The organism is uncultured Kluyvera sp. (genome assembly GCF_902485085.1).
GTDB lineage: Bacteria > Pseudomonadota > Gammaproteobacteria > Enterobacterales > Enterobacteriaceae > Kluyvera > Kluyvera ascorbata.
On record NZ_CABTJS010000020.1, the window covers coordinates 1 to 22005 of the forward strand.

The 22005-nt window shown below is 54.2% G+C and carries 18 protein-coding genes and 2 pseudogenes; 11 read left to right on the top strand and 9 right to left on the bottom strand.

Annotated features, from left to right (window positions below; translation table 11 throughout):
- Nucleotides 1-12 precede the first annotated feature (12 nt).
- Both RDN66_RS03450 and RDN66_RS03455 read left to right on the top strand, forming a co-directional pair.
- On the top strand, nucleotides 13-99 hold the full coding sequence (locus RDN66_RS03450; RefSeq protein ID WP_374043977.1) for a type I toxin-antitoxin system toxin Ldr family protein: 87 nt from the start codon (nucleotides 13-15) through the stop codon (nucleotides 97-99).
- Nucleotides 100-524: 425 nt separating this feature from the next.
- Nucleotides 525-632, top strand: coding sequence for a type I toxin-antitoxin system toxin Ldr family protein (locus RDN66_RS03455; RefSeq protein WP_115073682.1), 108 nt, complete (start codon nucleotides 525-527; stop codon nucleotides 630-632).
- Between the two features lie 86 nt (nucleotides 633-718).
- Here the strand turns inward: RDN66_RS03455 and bcsG are convergent.
- A pseudogene (gene bcsG / locus RDN66_RS03460) lies at nucleotides 719-1255 on the bottom strand (cellulose biosynthesis protein BcsG); the annotation flags it as partial.
- Between bcsG and bcsC the strand changes: the two are divergent.
- The 4 genes and pseudogenes from bcsC to RDN66_RS03480 all read left to right on the top strand — a co-directional run.
- Nucleotides 1231-2880, top strand: a pseudogene (gene bcsC / locus RDN66_RS03465) (cellulose synthase complex outer membrane protein BcsC); the annotation flags it as partial. The pseudogenes bcsG and bcsC sit on opposite strands and share 25 nt — an antisense overlap.
- Before the next feature lie 148 nt (nucleotides 2881-3028).
- The gene (gene hmsP, locus RDN66_RS03470) at nucleotides 3029-5044 is read left to right on the top strand and encodes a biofilm formation regulator HmsP (protein ID WP_308537553.1); all 2016 of its coding nucleotides are present in this window, start codon (nucleotides 3029-3031) and stop codon (nucleotides 5042-5044) included.
- A 145-nt stretch (nucleotides 5045-5189) separates the two neighbouring features.
- Entirely contained in the window at nucleotides 5190-6476 is a 1287-nt protein-coding gene (locus RDN66_RS03475; protein WP_035893929.1) for a dicarboxylate/amino acid:cation symporter, read from the top strand.
- 263 nt (nucleotides 6477-6739) lie between these two features.
- A complete protein-coding gene (locus RDN66_RS03480; RefSeq protein ID WP_308537554.1) occupies nucleotides 6740-8230 on the top strand; it encodes a pitrilysin family protein in 1491 nt (496 codons plus the stop codon).
- A gap of 98 nt (nucleotides 8231-8328) precedes the next feature.
- Here the strand turns inward: RDN66_RS03480 and RDN66_RS03485 are convergent, their stop codons facing one another.
- Complete coding sequence (locus tag RDN66_RS03485) at nucleotides 8329-9258, bottom strand: sugar kinase (protein WP_035893927.1); 930 nt, start codon at nucleotides 9256-9258, stop codon at nucleotides 8329-8331.
- A 226-nt stretch (nucleotides 9259-9484) separates the two neighbouring features.
- Between RDN66_RS03485 and pdeH the strand changes: the two genes are divergently transcribed.
- Nucleotides 9485-10255 carry a cyclic-guanylate-specific phosphodiesterase gene (gene pdeH / locus RDN66_RS03490; protein ID WP_202217014.1) on the top strand — a complete coding sequence of 257 codons (771 nt, stop codon included), beginning with the start codon at nucleotides 9485-9487 and terminating at the stop codon, nucleotides 10253-10255.
- Nucleotides 10256-10320: 65 nt separating this feature from the next.
- Nucleotides 10321-12363, top strand: a complete 2043-nt coding sequence (locus RDN66_RS03495; RefSeq protein WP_308537555.1) for an AsmA family protein — start codon at nucleotides 10321-10323, stop codon at nucleotides 12361-12363.
- 77 nt (nucleotides 12364-12440) lie between these two features.
- On the opposite strand, the gene RDN66_RS03500 is transcribed toward RDN66_RS03495, so the two are convergent.
- The 3 genes from RDN66_RS03500 to RDN66_RS03510 form a co-directional block, all read right to left on the bottom strand.
- On the bottom strand, nucleotides 12441-13757 hold the full coding sequence (locus RDN66_RS03500; protein ID WP_123650924.1) for an MFS transporter: 1317 nt from the start codon (nucleotides 13755-13757) through the stop codon (nucleotides 12441-12443).
- Between the two features lie 263 nt (nucleotides 13758-14020).
- Entirely contained in the window at nucleotides 14021-14983 is a 963-nt protein-coding gene (gene yhjD / locus RDN66_RS03505; protein ID WP_035893919.1) for an inner membrane protein YhjD, read from the bottom strand.
- A gap of 123 nt (nucleotides 14984-15106) precedes the next feature.
- Nucleotides 15107-16006, bottom strand: coding sequence for a LysR family transcriptional regulator (locus tag RDN66_RS03510; protein WP_123650923.1), 900 nt, complete (start codon nucleotides 16004-16006; stop codon nucleotides 15107-15109).
- A gap of 119 nt (nucleotides 16007-16125) precedes the next feature.
- Between RDN66_RS03510 and RDN66_RS03515 the strand changes: the two genes are divergently transcribed.
- Nucleotides 16126-16884: an SDR family oxidoreductase gene (locus tag RDN66_RS03515; protein ID WP_308537556.1), complete on the top strand. Its 759-nt coding sequence runs from the start codon at nucleotides 16126-16128 to the stop codon at nucleotides 16882-16884.
- A 346-nt stretch (nucleotides 16885-17230) separates the two neighbouring features.
- Nucleotides 17231-17857, top strand: a complete 627-nt coding sequence (locus RDN66_RS03520) for a response regulator transcription factor (protein WP_035893914.1) — start codon at nucleotides 17231-17233, stop codon at nucleotides 17855-17857.
- Here the strand turns inward: RDN66_RS03520 and RDN66_RS03525 are convergent.
- Together RDN66_RS03525 and RDN66_RS03530 are read right to left on the bottom strand one after the other, a co-directional pair.
- Nucleotides 17834-18274 carry a lysozyme gene (locus RDN66_RS03525; protein ID WP_202217015.1) on the bottom strand — a complete coding sequence of 147 codons (441 nt, stop codon included), beginning with the start codon at nucleotides 18272-18274 and terminating at the stop codon, nucleotides 17834-17836. The genes RDN66_RS03520 and RDN66_RS03525 overlap by 24 nt on opposite strands.
- 56 nt (nucleotides 18275-18330) lie before the next feature.
- Nucleotides 18331-18873: a GNAT family N-acetyltransferase gene (locus RDN66_RS03530; RefSeq protein WP_202217016.1), complete on the bottom strand. Its 543-nt coding sequence runs from the start codon at nucleotides 18871-18873 to the stop codon at nucleotides 18331-18333.
- 134 nt (nucleotides 18874-19007) lie between these two features.
- Between RDN66_RS03530 and RDN66_RS03535 the strand changes: the two genes are divergently transcribed.
- Nucleotides 19008-20600 (top strand): STY4199 family HEPN domain-containing protein, encoded by a 1593-nt coding sequence (locus RDN66_RS03535; RefSeq protein ID WP_202217017.1) that lies wholly within the window; start codon nucleotides 19008-19010, stop codon nucleotides 20598-20600.
- 57 nt (nucleotides 20601-20657) lie between these two features.
- Here the strand turns inward: RDN66_RS03535 and RDN66_RS03540 are convergent, their stop codons facing one another.
- A complete protein-coding gene (locus tag RDN66_RS03540) occupies nucleotides 20658-21545 on the bottom strand; it encodes a bestrophin family protein (protein WP_035893907.1) in 888 nt (295 codons plus the stop codon).
- A 3-nt stretch (nucleotides 21546-21548) separates the two neighbouring features.
- Nucleotides 21549-21968, bottom strand: a complete 420-nt coding sequence (locus tag RDN66_RS03545; protein ID WP_035893906.1) for a hypothetical protein — start codon at nucleotides 21966-21968, stop codon at nucleotides 21549-21551.
- Nucleotides 21969-22005 lie beyond the last annotated feature (37 nt).

The following is a 22005-nucleotide window of genomic DNA, read 5'->3' on the forward strand; positions in this document are numbered from 1 at the left end:
GCAGAGCTTGGCGTGCTTTTCTGGCACGATCTGGCACCTCCGATTGCGGTGGGGATTATCACAAGCGCGATTCTGAGCTGGTGGCGTAACCGGAAATAACGTCAACTGACGGGCGTTTGTCCGCCGCAGTGGCAGCATGCGCCCGAACCGGGCCGCAGGGGTAAAATCCTGCGGCCTTTTTCGTATTGGTAGCCCGGGCGAGGCGTTTACGCCGACCCCGGGACTGCTCGGTACTCATCCCGGCGTCGCTGCGCTCGGCCGGGCTACGGGCAGGTCGGGTGCTATTCTGAAAATGGGGTGGAGACGGCGAGTTGAAGGGCTGATTGCAGTAGTATCGTCGGCAAGCCGGGTTTCCCGGTGAGGCGCAATGTTGCGGGGGCTTGATCCCCGGCGGCATCGGTTGCTGGAAAGAGAAAACCCCCGCACGTTGTTTGGTATAAACCAGCAACATAACGGGGGCTATCACTTGACCAGACATCAAGAGAATAGCCGCGAACTGTTGCTATTGCAACCAAGGCGGCTACATGACGCTCGCAGAGCTTGGCGTGCTTTTCTGGCACGATCTGGCAGCTCCGATTGCGGTGGGAATTATCACCAGCGCGATTCTGAGCTGGTGGCGTAACCGGAAATAACGTCAACTGACGGGCGTTCGTCCGCCGCAGTGGCAGCATGCGCCCGAACCGGGCCGCAGGGGTAAAACTCTGCGGCCTTTTTCGTTTTACTGTGGGTACGGCACCCAGGAACCGCCGTTCAGGCGAACGTATGGTTTACCCTGATACTGAACGACGACGGCGTTAGAGTTCTCTGACACCGCGGCGGTCTGCGGCAGGTTGCCGGTAAAGGCCGACCAGTCGACGCTATCTTCGGTGAAGATTTTACCGTCTACCGCGCGTGCAACCAATTCGGAAACCGCCAGGTAGCTGCTTGGCTGATTAATATCGATAGCGGCACCCTGATGCGGTGCTTTCATACCGAAGAATTTAATCGCAGCCGGTACGTGGGTAATCGACGGGCTTGGGATATCGCGCAGACCAGAAACCTGCATTTTATCGCCCTGCAGCGCCGCGCCGTGTTCCGGCACTACGATGACCATCACTCTACGACCCGACTTCTCCAGTTCGGTAAAGAAGTCGTCCAGTTCATCAAACAATTTCTGCGCTCGAGTCTTATAGTCCGCCGTTTTGCTCTGCCCCTGATAATGGTTACCGTCATGCAGTGGGAGAATGTTGTAGAAGGTCGCGGAGCGTCCACCGGCAGGCATATCCGGTGATTGTAACTAACGCCGTGCTGGCGAAAGACCCGCATGACGACGATGCGCATCTGGGCATGGCGGAAGTCTATGCTGCTGATGGCAACGCGCTGGCAGCCCGCCAGCAATTGGCGCAATTGCCCGCGGAGGGCGAACGTTCACTCAATACTCAGCGCCGTATCGCGTTGGTTAGCGCAAAACTGGGTGATACCGCCGCGGCTCAGCAAATGATGACCGCCCTGATCCCGCAGGCAAAAGCGCAGCCACCGTCAATGGATACCGCGATGGTGCTGCGTGATGCCGCCCGTTATCAGGCGCAGGATGGAAACCCGAAACAGGCGCTGGAAACCTACAAAGATGCGATGGTAGCCGCGCAGGTCACGCCAACGCGGCCGGTGGATAACGACACCTTTACCCGTCTGACGCGTAACGACGAAAAAGACGACTGGCTCAAGCGCGGCGTGCGCAGCGACGCGGCGGATTTATATCGCCAGCAGGATTTAAACGTCACGCTACAGCACGATTACTGGGGTTCAAGCGGTACGGGTGGCTATTCCGATCTGAAAGCCCATACCACGATGTTCCAGGTGGACGCACCGCTGGCCGATGGTCGCATGTTCTTCCGTTCGGATCTGGTGAACATGGACGCGGGGAGTTTCTCCACCGATAAAAATGACCAGTATAAGAAACAGTGGGGCACCTGTGATTTATCTGCCTGTAGCGGGTCAACGCACCAAAGCGACAGCGGTGCCAGCGTGGCGATTGGCTGGAAAAATGACACCTGGAACGCAGATATTGGCACCACCCCGATGGGCTTTAACGTGGTGGACGTGGTCGGTGGCCTGAGCTACAGCAGCGACGTCGGCCCGCTGGGTTACACGGTCAATGCGCATCGCCGTCCGATCTCCAGCTCGCTACTGGCATTTGGTGGGCAAAAGGATAACGACAATGGTGCACACACAGGCACGACCTGGGGTGGTGTGCGCGCTAACGGCGGCGGCATTAGCCTGAGCTATGACAAAGGTGAAGCCAACGGCGTATGGGCTTCGCTCGGTGGCGACCAACTGTCGGGTAAAAACGTAGACGACAACTGGCGTGTTCGTTGGATGACGGGGTATTACTACAAGGTTATCAACGAGAATAACCGTCGGGTGACCGTTGGGCTCAACAACATGATCTGGCACTACCAGAAGGATCTGAGCGGCTACACCCTCGGTCAGGGGGGCTACTACAGCCCGCAGGAGTATGTGTCGTTTGCGGTGCCGGTTAACTGGCGTGAACGTACGGAAAACTGGTCGTGGGAGTTAGGTGGTTCGGTTTCCTGGTCGCATTCGCGCACCAGTACGGAGCCGCGCTATCCGCTGATGAACCTGATTCCGCAACCCTGGAAGCAAAAAGCCAGCGAGGATGTAAACCACGGCGGCAGTAGCCAGGGCTTCGGCTACACCGCGAGAGCCATCATCGAACGTCGTGTGACATCCAACTGGTTTGTGGGCGCAGGTGTCGATATCCAGCAGGCGAAGGATTACACCCCGAGTCACGCGTTGCTTTACGTGCGTTACTCTGCCGCCGGCTGGCAGGGCGACCTTGATATGCCACCGCAGCCGCTCACGCCTTACGCAGACTGGTAATCCTGCCGTTCCGAATATAGGTATTCGTCTTATATAACCCGGTACTACGCCGGGTTATAATTATTACGACGGAGTCTATTTTGACTTTGTCGCCAGCCTCGTTATTCTCGTTGCCTGAGCAATACGTTCGTATTAGTGGAGAGCTCTTTTGCGCGTTAGCCGTTCCCTTACAATAAAACAAATGGCCATGGTGGCAGTTGTTACCATGTTGTTTTTATTCGTCTTTTGCTTCATCTTATTGTTCCACTTTGTCCAGCAGGATCGCTATAACACCGCGACGCAATTAGAGAGTATCGCCCGCTCGGTACGTCAACCGCTGTCGGCGGCCATCCTTAAAGCCGATATTCCCGAAGCAGAGTCCATTCTTGAACGCATTCAACCTGCGGGCATCGTGAGTCGTGCCGACGTGGTGCTGCCAAACCAGTTTCAGGCGCTGCGGATGAGCTTTATTCCAGAGCGTCCGGTTCCGGTTAACATCACGCGTATTTTTGAACTCCCGGTACAAATTTCACTGCCGCTGTATTCGCTGGAGCGTCCGGCAAACCCACAGCCGTTGGCCTATCTGGTGCTTCAGGCTGATCCTTATCGTATGTATAAGTTCGTGATGAGCGCGCTGGCAACGATAGTGACCGCTTACTTTTTACTCGTTTTGATGCTGACCGTGGCGCTGACCTGGTGCATCAATCGGCTGATTGTCAGGCCGCTGCGCAGCATTGCCTATGAGATTCACGACCTGCCGGGGGCCGATCGCATTGGCCATCAGCTTTCGCTACCGCGCCTGCATCATGACGATGAAATCGGTACGCTGGTACGCAGCTACAACCGTAACCAGCAGGCGCTGCTGCGCCAGTATGACGAACTGAGCGGCCAGTCGACCCGTTTCCCGGTCTCAGACCTGCCAAATAAGGCTTTCCTGTTAGGGCTGCTGGAGCAGAGTCTGGCGCGCAAAACGCCGGTGGCGTTGCTGACCGTCGCCTGTGAAACCTTGCAGGACACCGCGGGCGTACTGAAAGAAGAGCAGCGGGAAATGCTGCTGCTGACGCTGGCTGAGAAGATTAAACAGGTGATTTCGCCGCGCATGGTGCTGGCGCAGGTGAGCGGCTACGACTTTGCGATTCTGGCCTACGACGTCAAAGAGCCGTGGCATGCGATTACATTAGGTCAGCAAGTACTCACTATCATCAATGAACGTTTGCCGTTGCAGGGTATTCAGCTGCGTCCAAGCGCCAGCGTGGGTATTGCGATGTACAATGACGGACTCACGGCGGAACAGTTCTACCGCCGCTCGCTCTCGGCGGCCTTTACTGCCCGCCGTAAAGGGAAAAACCAGATTGAGTTTTTTGACCCGGAGCAGATGGTAAAAGCACAAAAGCGCCTGACTGAAGAGAGCGACATTCTGACCGCGCTGGATAACGAGCAGTTTTCTATCTGGCTCCAGCCTCAGGTGGCGACCACGACTGGCAAGGTGTGCAGCGCGGAAGTCCTGCTGCGTCAGCGCCAGCCGGACGGCAGCTGGGCGTTGCCCAACGATCTTATCGACAGCATTGAGTCCTGCGGCCTGATGGTGACGGTCGGGCACTGGGTGCTTGAAGAATCCTGCCGCCAGCTTGCCGTCTGGCAGTCGCGCGGCATTATGCTGCCGATTTCAGTCAACATCTCTGCGCTACAGCTTCTGCATCACGATATGGTTTCTGACATGCTGGCGCTGCTCAACCGATACCGCATCGCGCCGGGTACGCTGATTCTGGAAGTGACGGAAAGCCGACGTATTGACGACCCGAAAGCCGCCGTAGCGATTTTACGCCCACTGCGTAACGCCGGGGTCAGAATTGCGCTGGATGATTTTGGTATGGGCTACGCCGGTCTGCGTCAGCTACAGCATATGAAATCGGTCCCCGTGGACATTCTCAAGATTGACAAAATCTTTATCGACAGCCTGCCGGAAGATACCAGCATGGTGGCGGCTATCATCCAGCTTGGGCGTAGTCTTAACCTGAAGATGGTTGCAGAAGGTGTTGAAAGTAAAGAGCAATATGCGTGGCTGCGAGCGGCGGATGTCGATATCCTGCAGGGCTTTTTGTTTGCGCGCGCCGTGCCAATCGACGTGTTTGAGCAAGATTATTTGGGTAAGGACAATTCACTGCTTCCGGGAGAGCAGAGTTAGTGATTGTGCGTGTCAGCTCAAGGTTTTAACAATTAAGTATCAAATTAACGTACAAATATTTCGATTATGTTTCTTGGATGTTATTTTGTGCCGACAGGTAAAAATAATCCCTACATTTCCTGTGGCTATAGCTTAAGGACATCCTATGAAAACCTCTTTCTTCAAAAGCCTCTACTTCCAGGTGCTGACGGCGATAGTGATCGGTGTGTTGCTCGGTCACTATTACCCGGAACTGGGCGCTCAAATGAAACCGCTCGGCGATGCCTTCGTTAAACTGATTAAAATGGTTATTGCGCCGGTTATCTTTTGTACGGTAGTCACCGGCATTGCGGGCATGGAAAGCATGAAAGCGGTAGGGCGCACCGGCGCCGTGGCGCTGCTCTACTTTGAAGTGGTCAGCACCATCGCGCTGATTATTGGCCTGATTATTGTTAACGTGGTTCAGCCGGGCGCGGGAATGAACGTTGACCCCGCCACGCTTGATGCCAAGGCCGTGGCGATGTACGCCGAGCAGGCAAAAGACCAGGGCATTGTTGCCTTCCTGATGGATATTATTCCTTCCAGCGTTATCGGTGCCTTTGCTAGCGGCAACATTCTTCAGGTGCTGCTGTTTGCGGTGATGTTTGGCTTCGCGCTGCATCGCCTGGGCAGCAAAGGCCAGCTGATCTTCAACGTTATTGAAAGCTTCTCGCAGGTTATCTTCGGTATCATCAATATGATCATGCGCCTGGCACCGATTGGTGCGTTCGGGGCGATGGCCTTCACCATTGGTAAATATGGCGTCGGTACCCTGGTGCAGCTTGGTCAGCTGATTATCTGTTTCTATATCACCTGTATTCTGTTTGTGGTGGTGGTGCTGGGTTCAATTGCCCGCGCGACCGGGTTCAGCATTTTCAAATTTATCCGCTATATCCGCGAAGAGCTGCTGATTGTGCTGGGGACCTCCTCTTCCGAGTCGGCGCTACCGCGTATGCTCGATAAGATGGAAAAATTGGGATGCCGGAAGTCGGTGGTGGGGTTGGTTATTCCGACCGGCTACTCGTTTAACCTCGACGGTACCTCGATTTACCTGACGATGGCGGCGGTATTTATCGCCCAGGCCACCAACAGCCACATGGATATTTTCCATCAGGTGACGCTGCTGGTGGTGCTGCTGCTCTCTTCTAAAGGGGCTGCTGGGGTAACCGGTAGCGGCTTTATCGTGCTGGCGGCGACCATCTCTGCGGTAGGTCATCTGCCGGTTGCCGGTCTGGCGCTGATTCTGGGTATTGACCGCTTTATGTCAGAAGCGCGAGCGTTAACCAACCTGATTGGTAACGGTGTGGCGACGATTGTGGTGGCAAAACGAGTGAAACAGCTGGACGCTAAACAGTTGGACGACGTGCTCAATAACCGTCCGACGGCTAAAAAATCGCACGAATTATCCTCTTAATCTCCTCACTTAAGCCCGTACTCCCTTGCTGGAGTGCGGGCTCCTGCGCATAATTAGGCGGCGTCATTATTTGGCTGCTTATAGCCAGTATTTTATTTTCCTTAGCCATGTGACGTTTTTGCGATTGTGTGGTCTAACTGACGTATTTACTTCATTATTTTAGGCAATCGCCCGCGGCGGTTGTCTTTTATACCCTAAAGAGCCCGCGCTCAAGCAGCCCGGACTCCGCTGGGGATAACCAGGAACGTTCATCAGGGGTTCACATGCAGGGCACAACAATTCGACTTTTAGCCGGTGGTTTGCTGATGATGGCAGCAGCCAGCTATGTGCAGGCAGAAGCACTCCAGCCGGACCCGGCCTGGCAACAGGGTACGTTGTCTAATGGCTTTCAGTGGCAGGTGCTTGCCACTCCGCAGCGCCCGAGTGACCGTGTAGAAATCCGGCTCTCGATTGATATTGGTTCATTAGATGAAAGCGCCCAGCAAACGGGTTATAGCCACCTTATTCCTCGTATCGCGCTAACCCAAAGCGGCGGCTTGCAAACGATGCAGGCACGCTCCATGTGGCAGCAGAGCATTGATCCAAAACGCCCGCAGCCGCCCGCGATCGTCTCATATGATTACACCCGATTTAACCTGAGCCTGCCAAACAACCGCAACGATCTGCAAAAAGAGGCGTTGAACTGGCTGGCTACCTCGATGGGTAAATTGAGCATCACGCCGGACACCGTCAACTACGCGCTGGGCGTGCAGGATATGGTGGCAACCTGGCCGCAGGATACCAAAGAGGGCTGGTGGCGCTACCGCCTGAAGGGTTCTACCATGCTGGGTCATGACCCGGCTGAGCCGCTGAAACTGCCGGTAGATGCGAAGCACTTAGCCGAGTTTTATCAAAAATGGTACACCCCGGATGCCATGACGTTGATTATCGTCGGCAACGTGGATAGCCGTTCTACCATTGAACAAATTAGCAAGATTTTCGGCGAGTTGAAGGGCAAACGTGAAACGCCAGCCGCGGTGCCAACGCTGTCACCGCTGCGTCCGGAAGCGGTGAGCATCATGACCAACGCCGTGCGCCAGGATCGTCTCTCCATTATGTGGGATATCCCGTGGCAGCCGATTCGTGAGTCCGCCGCGCTGCAGCGCTACTGGCGAGCTGACCTGGCGCGTGAAGCGCTGTTCTGGCATATCCAGCAGAAGCTGAGCCGCACCAACGTGAAGGATATCGGCCTGGGCTTTGACTGCCGCGTACTGTATCTGCGTGCCCAGTGCGGCATTAACCTGGAATCTCCGGGCGAGAAGCTGGAGAGTAATCTGGGCGTGGTGGCGCGTGAGCTGGCCGCTATCCGAGAAAAAGGTCTGCCGGAAGATGAGTTTGATTCTCTGATTGCGCAGAAAAAGCTGGAGCTGCAGAAGCTGTTTGCTACCTACGCGCGGATGGATACCGAAATGCTGATTAGCCAGCGTATGCGCTCGTTGCAGAACCAGGTTGTTGATATTGCGCCGGAGCAGTACCAGAAGCTGCGTCAGAGTTTCCTCGAGTCTCTGACCCCGGATATGCTTAACCAGGATCTGCGTCAGCAGCTGTCTCAGGATATGGCGCTGATTCTTCAGCAGCCGACCGGTGAGCCGGAGTACAACATGAAGGATCTGCAAGAGGTGTGGGGCAATATTATGCTGACACCGACGGCGGAAGCGGCGACGGCGACGGAAGAGAGTCACCTGGATGTGACGGATATTCCGCCAGCGCAGTAGCGGTTTCCCCCTAACCCTCTCCCCAATGGGGTGAGGGGAAACGCACAGACGAAAAAAAACCTCTCCCAACCGGAAGAGGTTTTTTTATACCCGCAAACTTACGCCGGCATCGCGTCGCGTGGAATGATCGCCCCACGGTGCTGAATCACGGTGCTCGCCGTCTGGTGACCGCGCTTCGCCGCCGCCGCCGCATCGCCGCCGGTCAGGCGAACGGACAGATAGCCTGCGCTGAAGGAATCGCCCGCCGCGGTGGTATCAACCACTTTCTCTTTCGGCAGCTTAACCGCTGGCACATCAACCAGCGCTTCGCCGGTAATCGCCACCAGGCAAGAGTCTGCGCCGCGTTTCACTACCACTTCGCTGACGCCAGCGGCCTGAGTACGTGCAATAACCTCTTCAACCGGCTTCTCGCCCCACAGCGCGTCTTCATCATCCAGCGTCAGGAAGGCAATATCGGTGCACTGCAGCATTTGTTGGTAAACCTGCTGAGTCTCTTCTTTGCTGGCCCACAGGCGTGGACGGTAGTTATTGTCGAAGATGACCTTACCGCCGTTAGCGCGGCACTGTTTCAGCAGCGCAATCAGCTTCTCACGGCTTGCTGGGCTGAGGATCGCCAGGCTGATACCGCTCAGGTAGAGGTAGTCAAAGCCTGCCAGCTGTTCACAGATAGCGGCAGACTGCTCGCTCTCCAGCCAGAACTTCGCCGCGGCTTCGTTACGCCAGTAGTAGAACGTACGCTCGCCGGTCTCATCGGTTTCGATGTAGTACAGGCCTGGCATACGATCGCTCATGCGTTGAATCAGGTCGGTTTTGACGTTCTCAGCCTGCCAGGCATCCATCATCTGCTGGCTGAAGGTATCCGTACCGAGCGCGGTGACGTAATTGACGCTGAGTTCAGCAGGAGAGACCTGGCGAGCAATATAGACGGACGTGTTTAAGGTGTCGCCGCCAAAGCCGCGGTTAACTTGTGCGCCCTTCTCGGACAGCTCAATCATGCATTCGCCAATCACGGCAATTTTTTTGGACATAATCATCAACCTGATTCGGTAAATTTTTCGTAGTGTGCGCTGTGGCTAATCGTTGGTCAACTATATTAAAACAACGTTCCATTATTTTTTTGAGCTAGCGCGTGTTACGACCGATTTATTCATTTTAGCGGTAATAAAATGGCTAAAACTGAACATAAAGTTCTCACTTACCCCGCCGATAACTTTATCACTAGACCCTCTGACCCTCTCTTCACAGGAAGCTTAAATGACGTTAAAGCAGGTGAACCAGCGGGCGAGAGTACCTGATGCGGAGCTGGAAAGCCTACAGCAACTGCGATACTGGCAAGAGTGTGAGCGTGTCTATACCTACCAGCCTATCTACACTATTCATGGCCGCTTGATGGCGATTGAAGTGTTAACGATAGTGACCCATCCCTCTCAACCACAAAAGCGTATTGCCCCGGATCGTTACTTCGCTGCGGTTTCTATCGGCCAACGCATCCATGTCATCAAAGAACAGGTGGCAATGCTGGCAAAAAGAAAGCATTTCTTTGAGCAGAATAAGGTGCTGGCATCGGTGAACGTCGATGCGATGACGCTGCTGGAAATGCGTCAGGACCGGATCCTGAAAACCATGATTGAGACGCTGCCCTGGCTACGCTTCGAACTGGTTGAGCATATGGCGCTGCCGCAAGACTCTACGGTGGCCTCGCTGTGTGAATTTGGCCCGCTGTGGCTGGATGATTTCGGCACCGGCATGGCCAACTTCTCGGCGCTAAATGAGGTGCGCTACGACTACATCAAAGTGGCCCGCGATCTGTTCATCATGCTGCGCAAAACTCCTGAAGGCCGTAAATTGTTTATCCTGCTGATTGAGCTAATGAACCGCTACTGTGAAGGGGTGATTGTTGAGGGGGTTGAAACGCTGGAAGAGTGGCGTGAAATTCAAAACTCTCCCGCCGCCGCCGCGCAGGGGTATTTCCTTTCCCGACCGGTGCCGATGGATACCCTCGAAAACGTGTTAACGATCTTGTGAAACGCCCGCTTCCTTATGCCTGGACTATAGTTTTATAGACAGAGTCATCAGGAAAGGGGATAACAATGTCAAAAACAGCCAGGGCTATATCCTGGACCGCAGGGATTATTTTGTTGTTGATTGTAGCTATCGCTATCTTTATCGCTACATTCGACTGGAACCGTCTTAAGCCAACCATCAACCAAAAGGTCTCGGCCGAGCTGAACCGACCGTTCGCGATACGCGGCGATTTAGGCGTGGTATGGGAACGTCAAAAAGAGGAAACCGGCTGGCGGAGTTGGGTGCCCTGGCCACACGTCCATGCCGACGACATTATTCTCGGCAACCCGCCGGATATTCCTGAAGTGACGATGGTTCACTTGCCGCGCGTTGAGGCCACGCTAGCGCCGCTGGCGCTGCTGACGAAAACAGTTTACCTACCATGGATAAAACTTCAGCAGCCCGATGCGCGCCTTATCCGCCTGTCGGAGAAAACCAATAACTGGACCTTTAACCTCGCCGGCAGCGACGAGAAAGAGGCCAATGCACAGCCTTCCCCATGGTCTTTCCGTCTCGACAATATTCTCTTCGATCGTGGGCGAATTACGATTGATGACAAGATCAGCAAGGCTGATATCGAGATCCTGGTCGATCCGCTGGGTAAACCGCTGCCGTTTAGTGAAGTCACCGGTAACAAAGCCAAAGGGGATAACGCCAAAGCCGGTGATTATGTTTTCGGCCTGACGGCGAAGGGGCGCTATAACGGCCAGCCGCTAACCGGAACCGGTAAAATTGGCGGTATGCTGGCCCTGCGCAGCGACGGTACACCGTTCCCGGTACAGGCAGATTTCCGCTCCGGGAACACGCGGGTCGCCTTCACTGGGACGGTTAACGATCCCATGAAGATGGGCGGGGTCGATTTGCGGTTGAAGTTTGCCGGTGACTCTCTGGGAGCGCTGTATGAGCTGACCGGCGTATTGCTGCCGGAAACGCCGCCGTTTGAAACCGATGGGCACCTGGTGGCGAAGATCGACGCGCAGAAATCCTCGGTCTTTGATTATCGCGATTTCAACGGCCGCATTGGCGACAGCGACATTCACGGATCGCTGACCTACACCACGGGCAAACCTAGACCTAAGCTGGAAGGCGATATCGAGTCGCGCCAGCTGCGCCTCGCTGACCTGGGGCCGCTGATTGGCGTCGATTCGGGTAAAGGCACGAAGTCGAAAGAGGTGAAAAAGGACATTCAGCCTGCGGGCAAAGTATTGCCATATGAGCGCTTTGAAACCGATAAATGGGGCATGATGGATGCCGATGTTCGGTTTAAGGGCGGCAAAATCGAGCACGGAAGTACGCTGCCAATAAGCAACCTCTCCACCCATATCATCCTCAAAAATGCCGACCTGCGTCTTCAGCCGCTGAAATTTGGCCTGGCGGGAGGGACTATCTCGTCCAATATTCACCTGGAAGGCGATAAAAAGCCGATGCAGGGGCGAGCGGATATTCAGGCGCGGCGGCTTAAACTCAAAGCGCTCATGCCCAACGTTGAGCTGATGCAAAAGACTCTCGGCGAAATGAACGGCGACGCGGATATTCGTGGGGTGGGCAACTCGGTAGCGGCGCTGCTGGGTACTAGCAACGGTAACCTTAAGCTGCTGATGAATGACGGGCTGGTCAGCCGTAATTTGATGGAGATCCTCGGGCTCAACGTCGGTAACTTTATCGTTGGACAAATCTTCGGTGATGATGAGGTACGGGTGAACTGTGCGGCAGCAAATCTGGATTTGGTTAACGGTGTAGCGCGGCCGCAAATTTTAGCCTTCGACACGGAAAATGCCGTCATCAACGTGACCGGTACCGCCAGCATGGCCTCTGAGCAGCTTGATTTGACCATCGACCCGGAGAGTAAGGGGCTGCGTATTATCACTCTACGTTCGCCGCTGTATGTGAGGGGGTCGTTTAAAAATCCACAGGCGGGGGTTAAAGTTGGGCCACTGATTGCGCGCGGTGCAATGGCGGCAGCTCTTGCGACGCTGGTGACGCCCGCAGCCGCGCTGCTGGCGCTGGTTTCGCCGTCAGAAGGGGATGCGAATCAGTGTCGGACCATATTGTCCCAGATGAAGAAGTAATGGGGCGTTAGCTGTGGTGAACGGCAGGCCGGATGGTGGCATAAACGCCTTATCGGGCCTGCCGTATCATTTTGCTTTTATAACGAGTGATGTTTGGTTTCGTGGGTCAACAGCAACGCAATCAGCGTCAGTGCCGCCATGGCTGCCAGATAGACACCCACGTAGAACAACCCATAGCTACTCTGCAACCAAGCCGCGATATACGGTGCAACAGACGCACCCAGAATCGACGACACGTTGTAGGAGAACGATGCGCCGGTATAACGCACTTCCGTTGGGAACAGCTCCGGCAGCAGCGCACCCATTGGGCCAAAGGTCAGACCCATCAGGCTCAGACCAACCAGCAGATACAGCATAATCAGCGCCGGATTACCGGAGCCCAGCAGCGGCTGGAAGAAGAACAGTGCGAAGATAATAATCAGGCTTGTGATCACAATCATGCTTGGGCGACGACCGAAACGGTCAGCCAGCAGGCCAGCAATCGGCACCATCACGCCAAACCCAATCACCGCCAGCATTAACATCCACAGCACTTCGTTACGCGGCAGCCCCAGACCATTTGGTGCGGCGGCGGTGCTGTAGGTCATTGAGTAGACGGTCATAATATAGAACAGCGTATAGGTCGCCAGCATGATGAAGGTGCCGAGCACCGTCACGCGGACGTGCTTGCTGAGCAGGGTGCCCATTGGCACTTTCACCTGTTTCTTCGCGGCAGCGACTTTGGCGAACACCGGCGTTTCGTGCAGCGAGACGCGCACGTACAGGCCGATAATGACCAGCACCGCAGAGAAGATAAACGGTACGCGCCAGCCCCAGGTCATGAACTGCTCGTCGGTCAGCAGCCAGGAGAGCAGCAGGAAGGTACCGTTAGCAAAGAAGAAGCCAATCGGTGCGCCCAACTGTGGGAACGAGCCGTACAGCGCACGTTTGCGCGGCGGGGCATTTTCCGTTGCCAGCAGCGCCGCGCCGCCCCATTCACCGCCCAGACCCAGACCCTGACCAAAGCGTGCCAGCGCCAGCAGGACCGGCGCCATAATGCCGATGGTGGCATAGCTCGGCAGCAGGCCGATAACCACGGTGGAGATCCCCATGGTCAGCAGTGAAGCGACCAGCGTGACCTTGCGCCCAACACGGTCACCGAAGTGGCCGAAGAGCGCGGAACCGATAGGACGAGCGACGAAGGCGATAGCGAACGTTGCCAGCGATTGCAGCGTTGCCGCCGTCGGATCGCCCTGTGGGAAGAAGATATGCGGGAACACGATGACCGCGGCGGTGGCGTAAATATAGAAGTCGAAGAACTCAATGGCGGTGCCGATGAGTGAGGCCACGACGACTTTGTTACGCGAGTTAACCGGAGCGGAAGCCTGTTCGTTATCGAGTGTTGTGCTGGTCATAGTCTTTTCTAATATGTATAGCGAACGAAAGGCCATATTAGACATAGCAAAAGCGACATTTCAATCTGTAACAGGATTGTAAAATGGCGCAAAGAGCAGCAAAAAGTGGATAATTTCTATACCCGTAAATTATCAAACATGAAATGCTTCACATTTTTTGTAGATTAGATGATAAAACTGGTTTTTGGTTAAATAAAAGTTACAGGCTGGATTTATATGCTAATTCGGCGGGTTGGGCTGAAATTTTCAGCCCAACATAGCGTTTAGCGGTGGGTTTTTCCCGGCATTCTCGGGTCGTCTTTGTACTCTGCGGTGGCAATCCACGCAGCGCAGAACAGCGTCAGACGGGCGAAGAAGTAGAAGAACGCCATCAGGCCAAGCACCGAGCCAAACGCGGCGCCAGAAGGAGATTTCACCAGCGTTGGCAGCGTCCAGGTCATGATGATTTTGATCACCTCAAAGCCGATGGCAGCGATAAAGGTGCCGCGGATTAACGCCTTTTTACGCGGGCGATGGCGAGGCAGTCGCCAGAAAATCCAGAAGAACAGCAGGTAGTTGGCGAAAATTGAAATCGCCAGGCCAATCAGCCGCCAGGCGGGCTTCAGCCACTCAATGCTGTCGAGATACAGCGCTGAGATAATCATTTGCTGTGCGGAACCGGCCACCGACGTAATCGAGAGGGTGACAATCAGCGCAATCAGCAGGCCAATCAGCGAGATGAAGTCGCGCAGGTACTTAATCCAGATGGCTTCCTGATCCTGCGGCGTACGTTCCCAGACGTCTCGCGACTGGGCGCGAATGGCCTCGCGCAGGTTGCCCATCCAGTTGATCCCGGAGTAGAGCGCAATACACAGACCGACAAGACCAACGGTGGTACGCTGCTGGACGGCGGTGTTGATGGTGCTTTTGAGCGTGGCGGCGAGCGTTGGGTCGCTGACGTTGGTCAGGATCTTATTGAAGATGTCCTGCAACAGCGTCGGGTGCGAGGCGAGGATAAACCCGGCGGCAGCGAACGACACCATCAGGATGGGGATCATCGATAAGAATGAAAAATAGGTGATCGCCGCGCCAAACTGATTTCCTAGCCGATCGTTGAAGCGCTCGGCGGCGCGAATCAGGTGCGCGATAATCGGCTGGCGCTGAATCTTCTGCGCCGTGGTGGTGACGCTATCCAGCGCCTTGCTAGCCTTTTGCTGTAGACGTTTATCGTTGTTTTCCGACGTCATCAGGTTAATTTTCCTTTTTATTGCTTTTACTTAAGTATAGAAGGTTCCCGGAGTCGGTGCGTTACACCTCGTCCGGGGGACCCATCGCGACCTGTAACCCGGCCAAGCAAAGCGCCGGCGGGATCAATCCACATACCCCTGCAACACCCCGGTTAACCACTCCATAAACAGGTGCACCCGCCGCGAAAGATTCCGGCGGTGCGGATAAATCAGCGACACCGGCATCGGCTCCGCCCGGTACTGCGGGAGAATTTCAACCAGCTCACCGCTGTGCAGCGCCTCGCGCACGCCCACCCGTGGCACCTGAATAATCCCCAACCCTGCCAGGCAGGCGGCGTGATAAGTCTCGGTACTGTTCACCGTCAGCACCCCGCCGGTTTTGACCCACTGGGTGCCGTTCTCTTTGGCCACTTCAAACCCCTGCGGGCGTACGCCAAGACTGGTGGCGTAGTGGACCAGCGCATGGTTGCTGAGGTCGTCCAGTGACTCCGGATAGCCAAAGCGCGACAAATAGCCTGGGCTGGCACAGTTGATGACGGTCAGCTTACCGAGCGGGCGGGCAATCAACCCGGAATCTTTCAGCGAACCCACGCGCACTACGCAGTCGAAGCCTTCCCGAATGACGTCCACCAGGCGATCGCTACTGCTGAGTTCGATCTCAATACCGGGATAGTGCTGTAAAAAAGCGGGCAGTTTGGGGATCACGATTTTACGCGCCACGCTGACCGGCATGTCCACGCGCAGCCGCCCGCTGACGCTGCTGGGGTCGCTCTGAAACATGCTGTCCAGTTCGTCGAGGTTGCTGAGCAGATCCTTAGCGCGCTCGTAGTAGACCATCCCATCCTGAGTCAGCAGCACCCGTCGAGTGGTGCGGTGTAGCAGGCGACAGCCCAGATGGTTTTCCAGCGCCTGAATTTGCCGCGATACGCTACCTTTAGGAAGGCCCAGGGTATCTGCCGCGCGAGAAAAACTCTCCAGTTCAGCGACGCGGATGAACAGCTGCATTGCGTGAATTTTATCCATCAGAATGCCCTATTGTTGTTCCAGATGAGACAGTGAAGCGTAATCAGGGATATTTATTGTTCTTTTATCACCTAATAAGCTTGTTCTCAACGAACACACCCACTGAAATGAGGTTTCCCATGACTCAACGTATTGCATTAGTAACCGGCGGTAGCCGCGGACTTGGCAAAAATGCGGTGCTGAAGCTTGCCGCGCAGGGAACGGATATTATCTTCACTTACAATAGCCAGCGTGATGCTGCACTGGAAGTTGTGTCCGAAATTGAGCAAACAGGGGCGAAAGCAGTCGCATTGCAGCTGAACGTCAGCGATGTTGCTAGCTTTGCTACTTTCACCCAACAGGTGAAAGAGGCACTGAATCAGGTCTGGGGTCGCGAGACATTTGATTATTTAGTGAACAATGCTGGCATTGGGCTCTACGCCTCCTTTGCCGAGACGTCAGAGGCGTTATTTGATGAGCTGATGAATATTCACTTTAAGGGACCCTTCTTCCTGACCCAGGGGCTGCTGCCGCTGATAGCAGAGGGTGGGCGTATTCTGAACGTCTCGACCGGGCTGGCGCGTTTTGCCCTGCCGGGTTACGCCGCTTACGCTTCAATGAAAGGGGCAATGGAAGTGCTGACCCGTTACCAGGCGAAAGAGCTGGGCGCGCGCGGTATTTCAGTCAACAGCATTGCACCGGGGGCGATTGAAACGGATTTCGGCGGCGGTCGCGTTCGCGATAATGACGATCTGAACAAGTATGTCGCCTCGCAGACTGCGCTGGGCCGCGCAGGCCTGCCGGATGACATTGGCGATGCGATTGCCGCACTGCTCAGCGATAACCTACGCTGGATGACCGCGCAGCGTATTGAAGTCTCGGGCGGTATGTTCCTGTAAGCCACCGGATAACGCCTTTGAGAATCAAAGGCGTTATTTACACATCGTGCCAAATAATGTCCTATTCAGGACTAGCCACTTCCCATTCTCCCGAGAATAATCTACATTCCACCAATTAATATTATCCCATCGACAGCTATATCATCCAATTCTTAATTGGGATGTGATAACTTATTTGAATGCGTAATTGCAGTGAGAGGGTTGTAAACATTCATAATCGTGATGTTTAGATTGCCAGATATCTACGTAAAATGACCCAGGCCAAACGACGGGTTCTTATTTTATGCCGTGAGGATTACTCTTCACGCCATTAGAATTCGTTTTACATTTTTATGGGGAATCAATTATGCAGGTAGTGATGTTTGACAGGCAGTCAATATTTATTCATGGAATGAAAATAAGCTTACAGGAACATATTCCAGGAATTGATATTTCTGCTGTTAGTCAGGCCGATGACCTGTGGCGGCAGCTGTTACAGCATCCTGATGCGATACTGATTCTGGACGGTGGTCTGGATCACGACTTCTGCCAATGGCTGTTGCAGGAAAAACATCAGCAGTTTCCGGAGTCAAAAGGTATCATTATTGTGAATGATTATAACCGCACCTGGCTGAATGATATGCTGGCCTATAACGTACAGGCTATTATTCCACGAGATGCCAGCGTTGAGATATTCGTGCAGACAATCAAAGGTGTGATGCGGGGGCTTATTTGCCTGCCGGGCGACTGGCGTATGGATTATGAACATGATAAGCAGGGTTTGGATAATCTTAGCCAGCGTCAGCGTGAAATATTATTGTTGTTGGCAAACGGTGAGTCGAATAAAGAGATCAGCCGGGCGCTGGATATTAGCGCCGGAACGGTGAAGGCGCACCTTGAGTCGTTGTACCGCCGGCTTGGCGTTAAAAACCGCACACAGGCTGCCATGCTGCTAAATAATAGAAAATCTTCAGGTAATATCTGCCTGGAATAATTCTGCTTCAGCCTGGCGCTCTGTCGCCAGGCTGCTCTGCCGTTTCCCTTCCTGTTGCCAGCCTGCAATAGCGTCAGCAAACAGGCCTTGATTAATGCTATGCAGGATAGGGGATTGTTGTAACGCCTCGGGCCCAAGACTGAATGCCAGCGATAGCAGGGCATCGAACTGGCGCTGGCTGACTGGCACCCGTAAGCATTGATGGAGTAAATGCTGGTAATCTGCGACATCCTGCTGAAAGAGCATTTCAGCCTGGCAGAGGGTTATTGCGGTCTCGAAGCGCTCATGGCCGCGTATCAAATGCCCGTAGCCTACCACCCATAGCCCCTCTTCATCCTGGTATTGTTCCAGTGACAACCCTTGATAACGCTTAATAAACTCTAATCCCGGCTGGCTCGGCGTAGCGATATTCAACATCTTTTCCCCTCATTTAACAGAATGAAAAGTGTAAAAGAGTCGTTTTGACACCGCTATTAGCCAGATGTCTGTGAATGATTATATTCATGACTCAATAGGCTGAAGAGCCAGTCATTTTGCCACTCTCCTGCCAGGAAGTAGCTTTCTCGTAGCTCGCCTTCAAGCACAAATCCCATTTTTTCAAGCGTTCGCCGCGAGGCGATATTGCCCGCAGTGACCGTAGCCGTCAGGCGGCGTATGTCGCCGTGTTGAAAGGCGTAGTCACATACCGCACGAAGAGACTCGCTGCCATAACCTTTCCCCTGCGCTTCAGGGGCGAATAAAAAACCCACTTCCGCACAGTCGCTGTCCCGATGGATATAGCCCGTCACGCCCAGTGGCGTTTGCAGAGAGTCGCGCACCACCAGACATAACCAGTGTTCAGCGCCGGGTGACCAGGGACGCAGCCTGGTGTCAAAAGCGGCCCTGATATCCTCTTCGTGTCGGTTATCAGCCACATAGCGCATGACCTGTGGATGCTGCTGTAGCGATAAGAAAAAAGACCAGTCGCTTTCGACGATTGGGGTACAGACTAAACGTTCTGTGGTGAGCGCGATCATAATTTCACATTCTGAAGGGGGGCCGGGACTGCTAATTTGCCTGAATTGCTCTATGGTGTAACGACAAAAATAACAAATAAGTAACCTATTAATCCTAAGGCGAAAAACCTTGCTGTTGATTAAGGAATGGGAAAATGTCGACGTTATCGCGACAGGTTGGCCAGCAGTATGAGCATTGCCTGAGCGTGATACGTCAGGCTTCGTTAGAAATCCTCACGCTGCTAAAGCTGCGCGTGACGGAAGGTAAAGATCCCCGTTGGTTTCTGGAGCAGCTTGATCAAGCACGACTTAACCTTGGCGGCTGGGGCGCCGTGGCCAAGCGGCTTAATATAAACGACAGCCAGTTGAGTGAATTTATGCTCCAGTTGAGGCATCTCCAGCAGGGGATCCCCTCCTATGAGCATGGCCTCACGGCAACGGAAAATCAGCTGATTGCCGCCGAACGGTTTGTGGTGACGCTTGAGCAAATCAAGCAGCAGCAGCCGTTATTGATGTTTAATACCGGCTATGCTGGCGATGCCGAACAGCTACAGGAACAGGCCGAACGGCAGATTCGCACCATTCAGCTTACGCTGCGCGGGCTGGTGATGCAGGTCTGGCCGGATATTCCCCATCTCCACCAGTATCTTAGCGCCCAGTTTGGTTCACACGATGTGATGCGCTGGCGTTCGCGCAGCCCGACGGAAAACGTCCTTGATGGCATGACGTTTAGCGAGCTGGCGCTGTTAATTGTGGATAAAAAGGCGTTCACGCGTTACTACTCTTCGCTTTTTAACCATTCTACCTCACTGACGTTTCTCGCCGAGCAGCGTCTGACGCTGCACACCTTTCTCGACGATGTGCGCCGGATGCGCAATACGTTGCTGGCACACCACCCGTTGACGGAAATGGAGTGCCAGCTATTAGATCTCTATACCGAGCAAATCACCACCCCGGTTCAACACGCCTACGAACAGGGGCGCACGCGGGTTAACCCTGCCAGCCTGATGGTGGCGGACGGCAGTGAAATTCAGCGCTACTGGACGCTCGCACGGGACTTTACCCATGCCTGGGGCGTTGATGGAAAACCGATTGCCGATAGTATTGAGCGTCTTTCGCATAAAGCGCGTGAACGCGCTGACACCCGCGAGCGGATTGCCGCAGCGGTACTGTGGGGGGCGGTTGCGGTATCGGTGTTAGGGATGGCGCTTGGCGGTATCAGTTTGCTGACTTCATCGCCGGAGCCGTGGCCCTACGTTGAACCTCCGCAGCCGGTTGTCGTGACCGAAGCCGAGAGTCCTTCGCCGACATCACCTCGTGAGATGCTGGCTCGTCGTGGGATCCTGTGGGATCGCAATGCGCTGCGTTCGGCCATTGATCGTAATGATACTGAAGTAACCACGCTGTTTTTACGCGCCGGCATGACCTGGCAGCTTGCGTGGACGGATGCGGCGATGGCGGCCCAGCATGAGGACGTGTTGAATCTGTTGCTGGGCTACCATTTGCAGATGGATGAACCTAAGCCCTGCCGGCGGTTTATCAACACGCTGACGCACGAGCTTTCACAGGGCGCTCAGCTAACCGCGATTCGTAAATCTTACCTTCAGTCTTTCTGTACCACGCCTGCGGTGGTGGCGCGTCAGCGCCTGGCTGTGGATAACGCCGAGCGGCGCAGTAAAGCGACGGGAGATGCCGATAGTAAAAAATGGTTGGCGATTCAGAAGTCTGTGTACGACGTTATACGCTGAGGATAGGCACGGTGCGGTTCTCTCCCCCATAAGGAGAGGGAACCGCACGATTGCAACTCAAAGCAGCCGGAAGTTCGCATCAGGCGTCATTTTTGTCGGTACCAGACTGTCTTTCACCATTTCCTTCAGGTCTATCTCAATAGCGTTGCAAATCGCATTGAGCGGCAGGTCGTTATCTTCAGTACCGAAAGGGTCCTCGAGTTCGGTGGCGATAGCGTCGAGCGCCAGCAGTGCATAGGTGGTGAAAATAGAAAACAGCAGCGTCATAAAGCCAAAATCATGAATCAGCAGCAGCGGATAGACGGCGCAAAAAATACCGACCGTCCGGTGAAGCAGCAATGAATAGGCGTAGGGAATTGGCGTATTGCTGATACGCTCGCAGCCCCCCTGAATAGTGCTCATCTGATTCAAATAATCATTGAAATTACGGTACACAAACTCGTTGGGCCGATGCAGATAAAGCCACTGCCCAATATTTTGCAGCAGGGCGTTGCAGGGCGTCGTGAGGTGCTGGTAGTCCAGCGCGCGTGAAACCGGTACTGGCCCATGACGCAGTTTGGCTTTTAAGGTTGCGCAGTAGGTGACAACCAGGTCCAGTATCACCATTTTCTCTTCCGGGCTGGCCTTGGTGGTATTGATCACTTCCCGCATGAGCGATCGGCTCGCGATGAGCAGATCCCCCCACAGTTTGCGCGCTTCCCAGTAGCGAAGCCACGCCGTATTGTTGCGAAACCCGATAAAGACCGATATTGAAATCGACACGCCGATAAAATAAAACGAACTCTCTTTTGCGATAATGCCGTGCAGGTGCATCAGCGGCAGCAAAAATAGATACGCGATGTTCAGCATGATGAAAAAACAGAGCTGGGGGGAAATTTTTCTCATGATCGACCCGCGCCATGAGAATAACTTACGCAACCAGGTTTGCTCCGGCCTGACGATCATGGGTTATGCCTTCTCTGGGGACAACGCTAAAATCGAGTCATAAACCATCTGTAGGCGCTCCAGGTAATGAGCAAATACGCGGGTTTTGTCATTAATGGAAATATGGCGGTCCAGATTACCCTGCATGTCGATGCAGGCAGACGGTAGCTCAATACGACCAAGCTCGGCGGATTCCGCTTCGAAGTGGATCTCTATTTCACCAAAAAGACGTGAACGAATAATATTGATGTAGACGCCATCGAACACGCACACGCAGAGACGGCCTTTTTCACTAGGCTGAATATAATGATGGTATAAACGTCCAGTGGTGGTGATTTGGGTGATAAGTTCCATGGAATAGAGATTCCAGTATTTATCCATTTTATTTTTCTGATTAAAAATCAGAAGCGATTTTTCTTCCGCAGAAATAGCGCTAGTTGTCATCTTATTTACTTATCGATATAGGTGGTTTAGGTATATG

Excerpts from the sequence above, each read along its gene's own strand:
- RDN66_RS03455 (WP_115073682.1), top strand. The coding sequence starts at position 525 with ATGACGCTCGCAGAGCTTGGCGTGCTTTTCTGGCACGATCTGGCAGCT.
- RDN66_RS03475 (WP_035893929.1), top strand. The coding sequence starts at position 5,190 with ATGAAAACCTCTTTCTTCAAAAGCCTCTACTTCCAGGTGCTGACGGCG.
- RDN66_RS03480 (WP_308537554.1), top strand. The coding sequence starts at position 6,740 with ATGCAGGGCACAACAATTCGACTTTTAGCCGGTGGTTTGCTGATGATG.
- RDN66_RS03485 (WP_035893927.1), bottom strand. The coding sequence starts at position 9,258 with ATGTCCAAAAAAATTGCCGTGATTGGCGAATGCATGATTGAGCTGTCC.
- pdeH (WP_202217014.1), top strand. The coding sequence starts at position 9,485 with ATGACGTTAAAGCAGGTGAACCAGCGGGCGAGAGTACCTGATGCGGAG.
- RDN66_RS03495 (WP_308537555.1), top strand. The coding sequence starts at position 10,321 with ATGTCAAAAACAGCCAGGGCTATATCCTGGACCGCAGGGATTATTTTG.
- RDN66_RS03500 (WP_123650924.1), bottom strand. The coding sequence starts at position 13,757 with ATGACCAGCACAACACTCGATAACGAACAGGCTTCCGCTCCGGTTAAC.
- yhjD (WP_035893919.1), bottom strand. The coding sequence starts at position 14,983 with ATGACGTCGGAAAACAACGATAAACGTCTACAGCAAAAGGCTAGCAAG.
- RDN66_RS03510 (WP_123650923.1), bottom strand. The coding sequence starts at position 16,006 with ATGGATAAAATTCACGCAATGCAGCTGTTCATCCGCGTCGCTGAACTG.
- RDN66_RS03515 (WP_308537556.1), top strand. The coding sequence starts at position 16,126 with ATGACTCAACGTATTGCATTAGTAACCGGCGGTAGCCGCGGACTTGGC.
- RDN66_RS03520 (WP_035893914.1), top strand. The coding sequence starts at position 17,231 with ATGCAGGTAGTGATGTTTGACAGGCAGTCAATATTTATTCATGGAATG.
- RDN66_RS03525 (WP_202217015.1), bottom strand. The coding sequence starts at position 18,274 with ATGTTGAATATCGCTACGCCGAGCCAGCCGGGATTAGAGTTTATTAAG.
- RDN66_RS03530 (WP_202217016.1), bottom strand. The coding sequence starts at position 18,873 with ATGATCGCGCTCACCACAGAACGTTTAGTCTGTACCCCAATCGTCGAA.
- RDN66_RS03535 (WP_202217017.1), top strand. The coding sequence starts at position 19,008 with ATGTCGACGTTATCGCGACAGGTTGGCCAGCAGTATGAGCATTGCCTG.
- RDN66_RS03540 (WP_035893907.1), bottom strand. The coding sequence starts at position 21,545 with ATGATCGTCAGGCCGGAGCAAACCTGGTTGCGTAAGTTATTCTCATGG.
- RDN66_RS03545 (WP_035893906.1), bottom strand. The coding sequence starts at position 21,968 with ATGACAACTAGCGCTATTTCTGCGGAAGAAAAATCGCTTCTGATTTTT.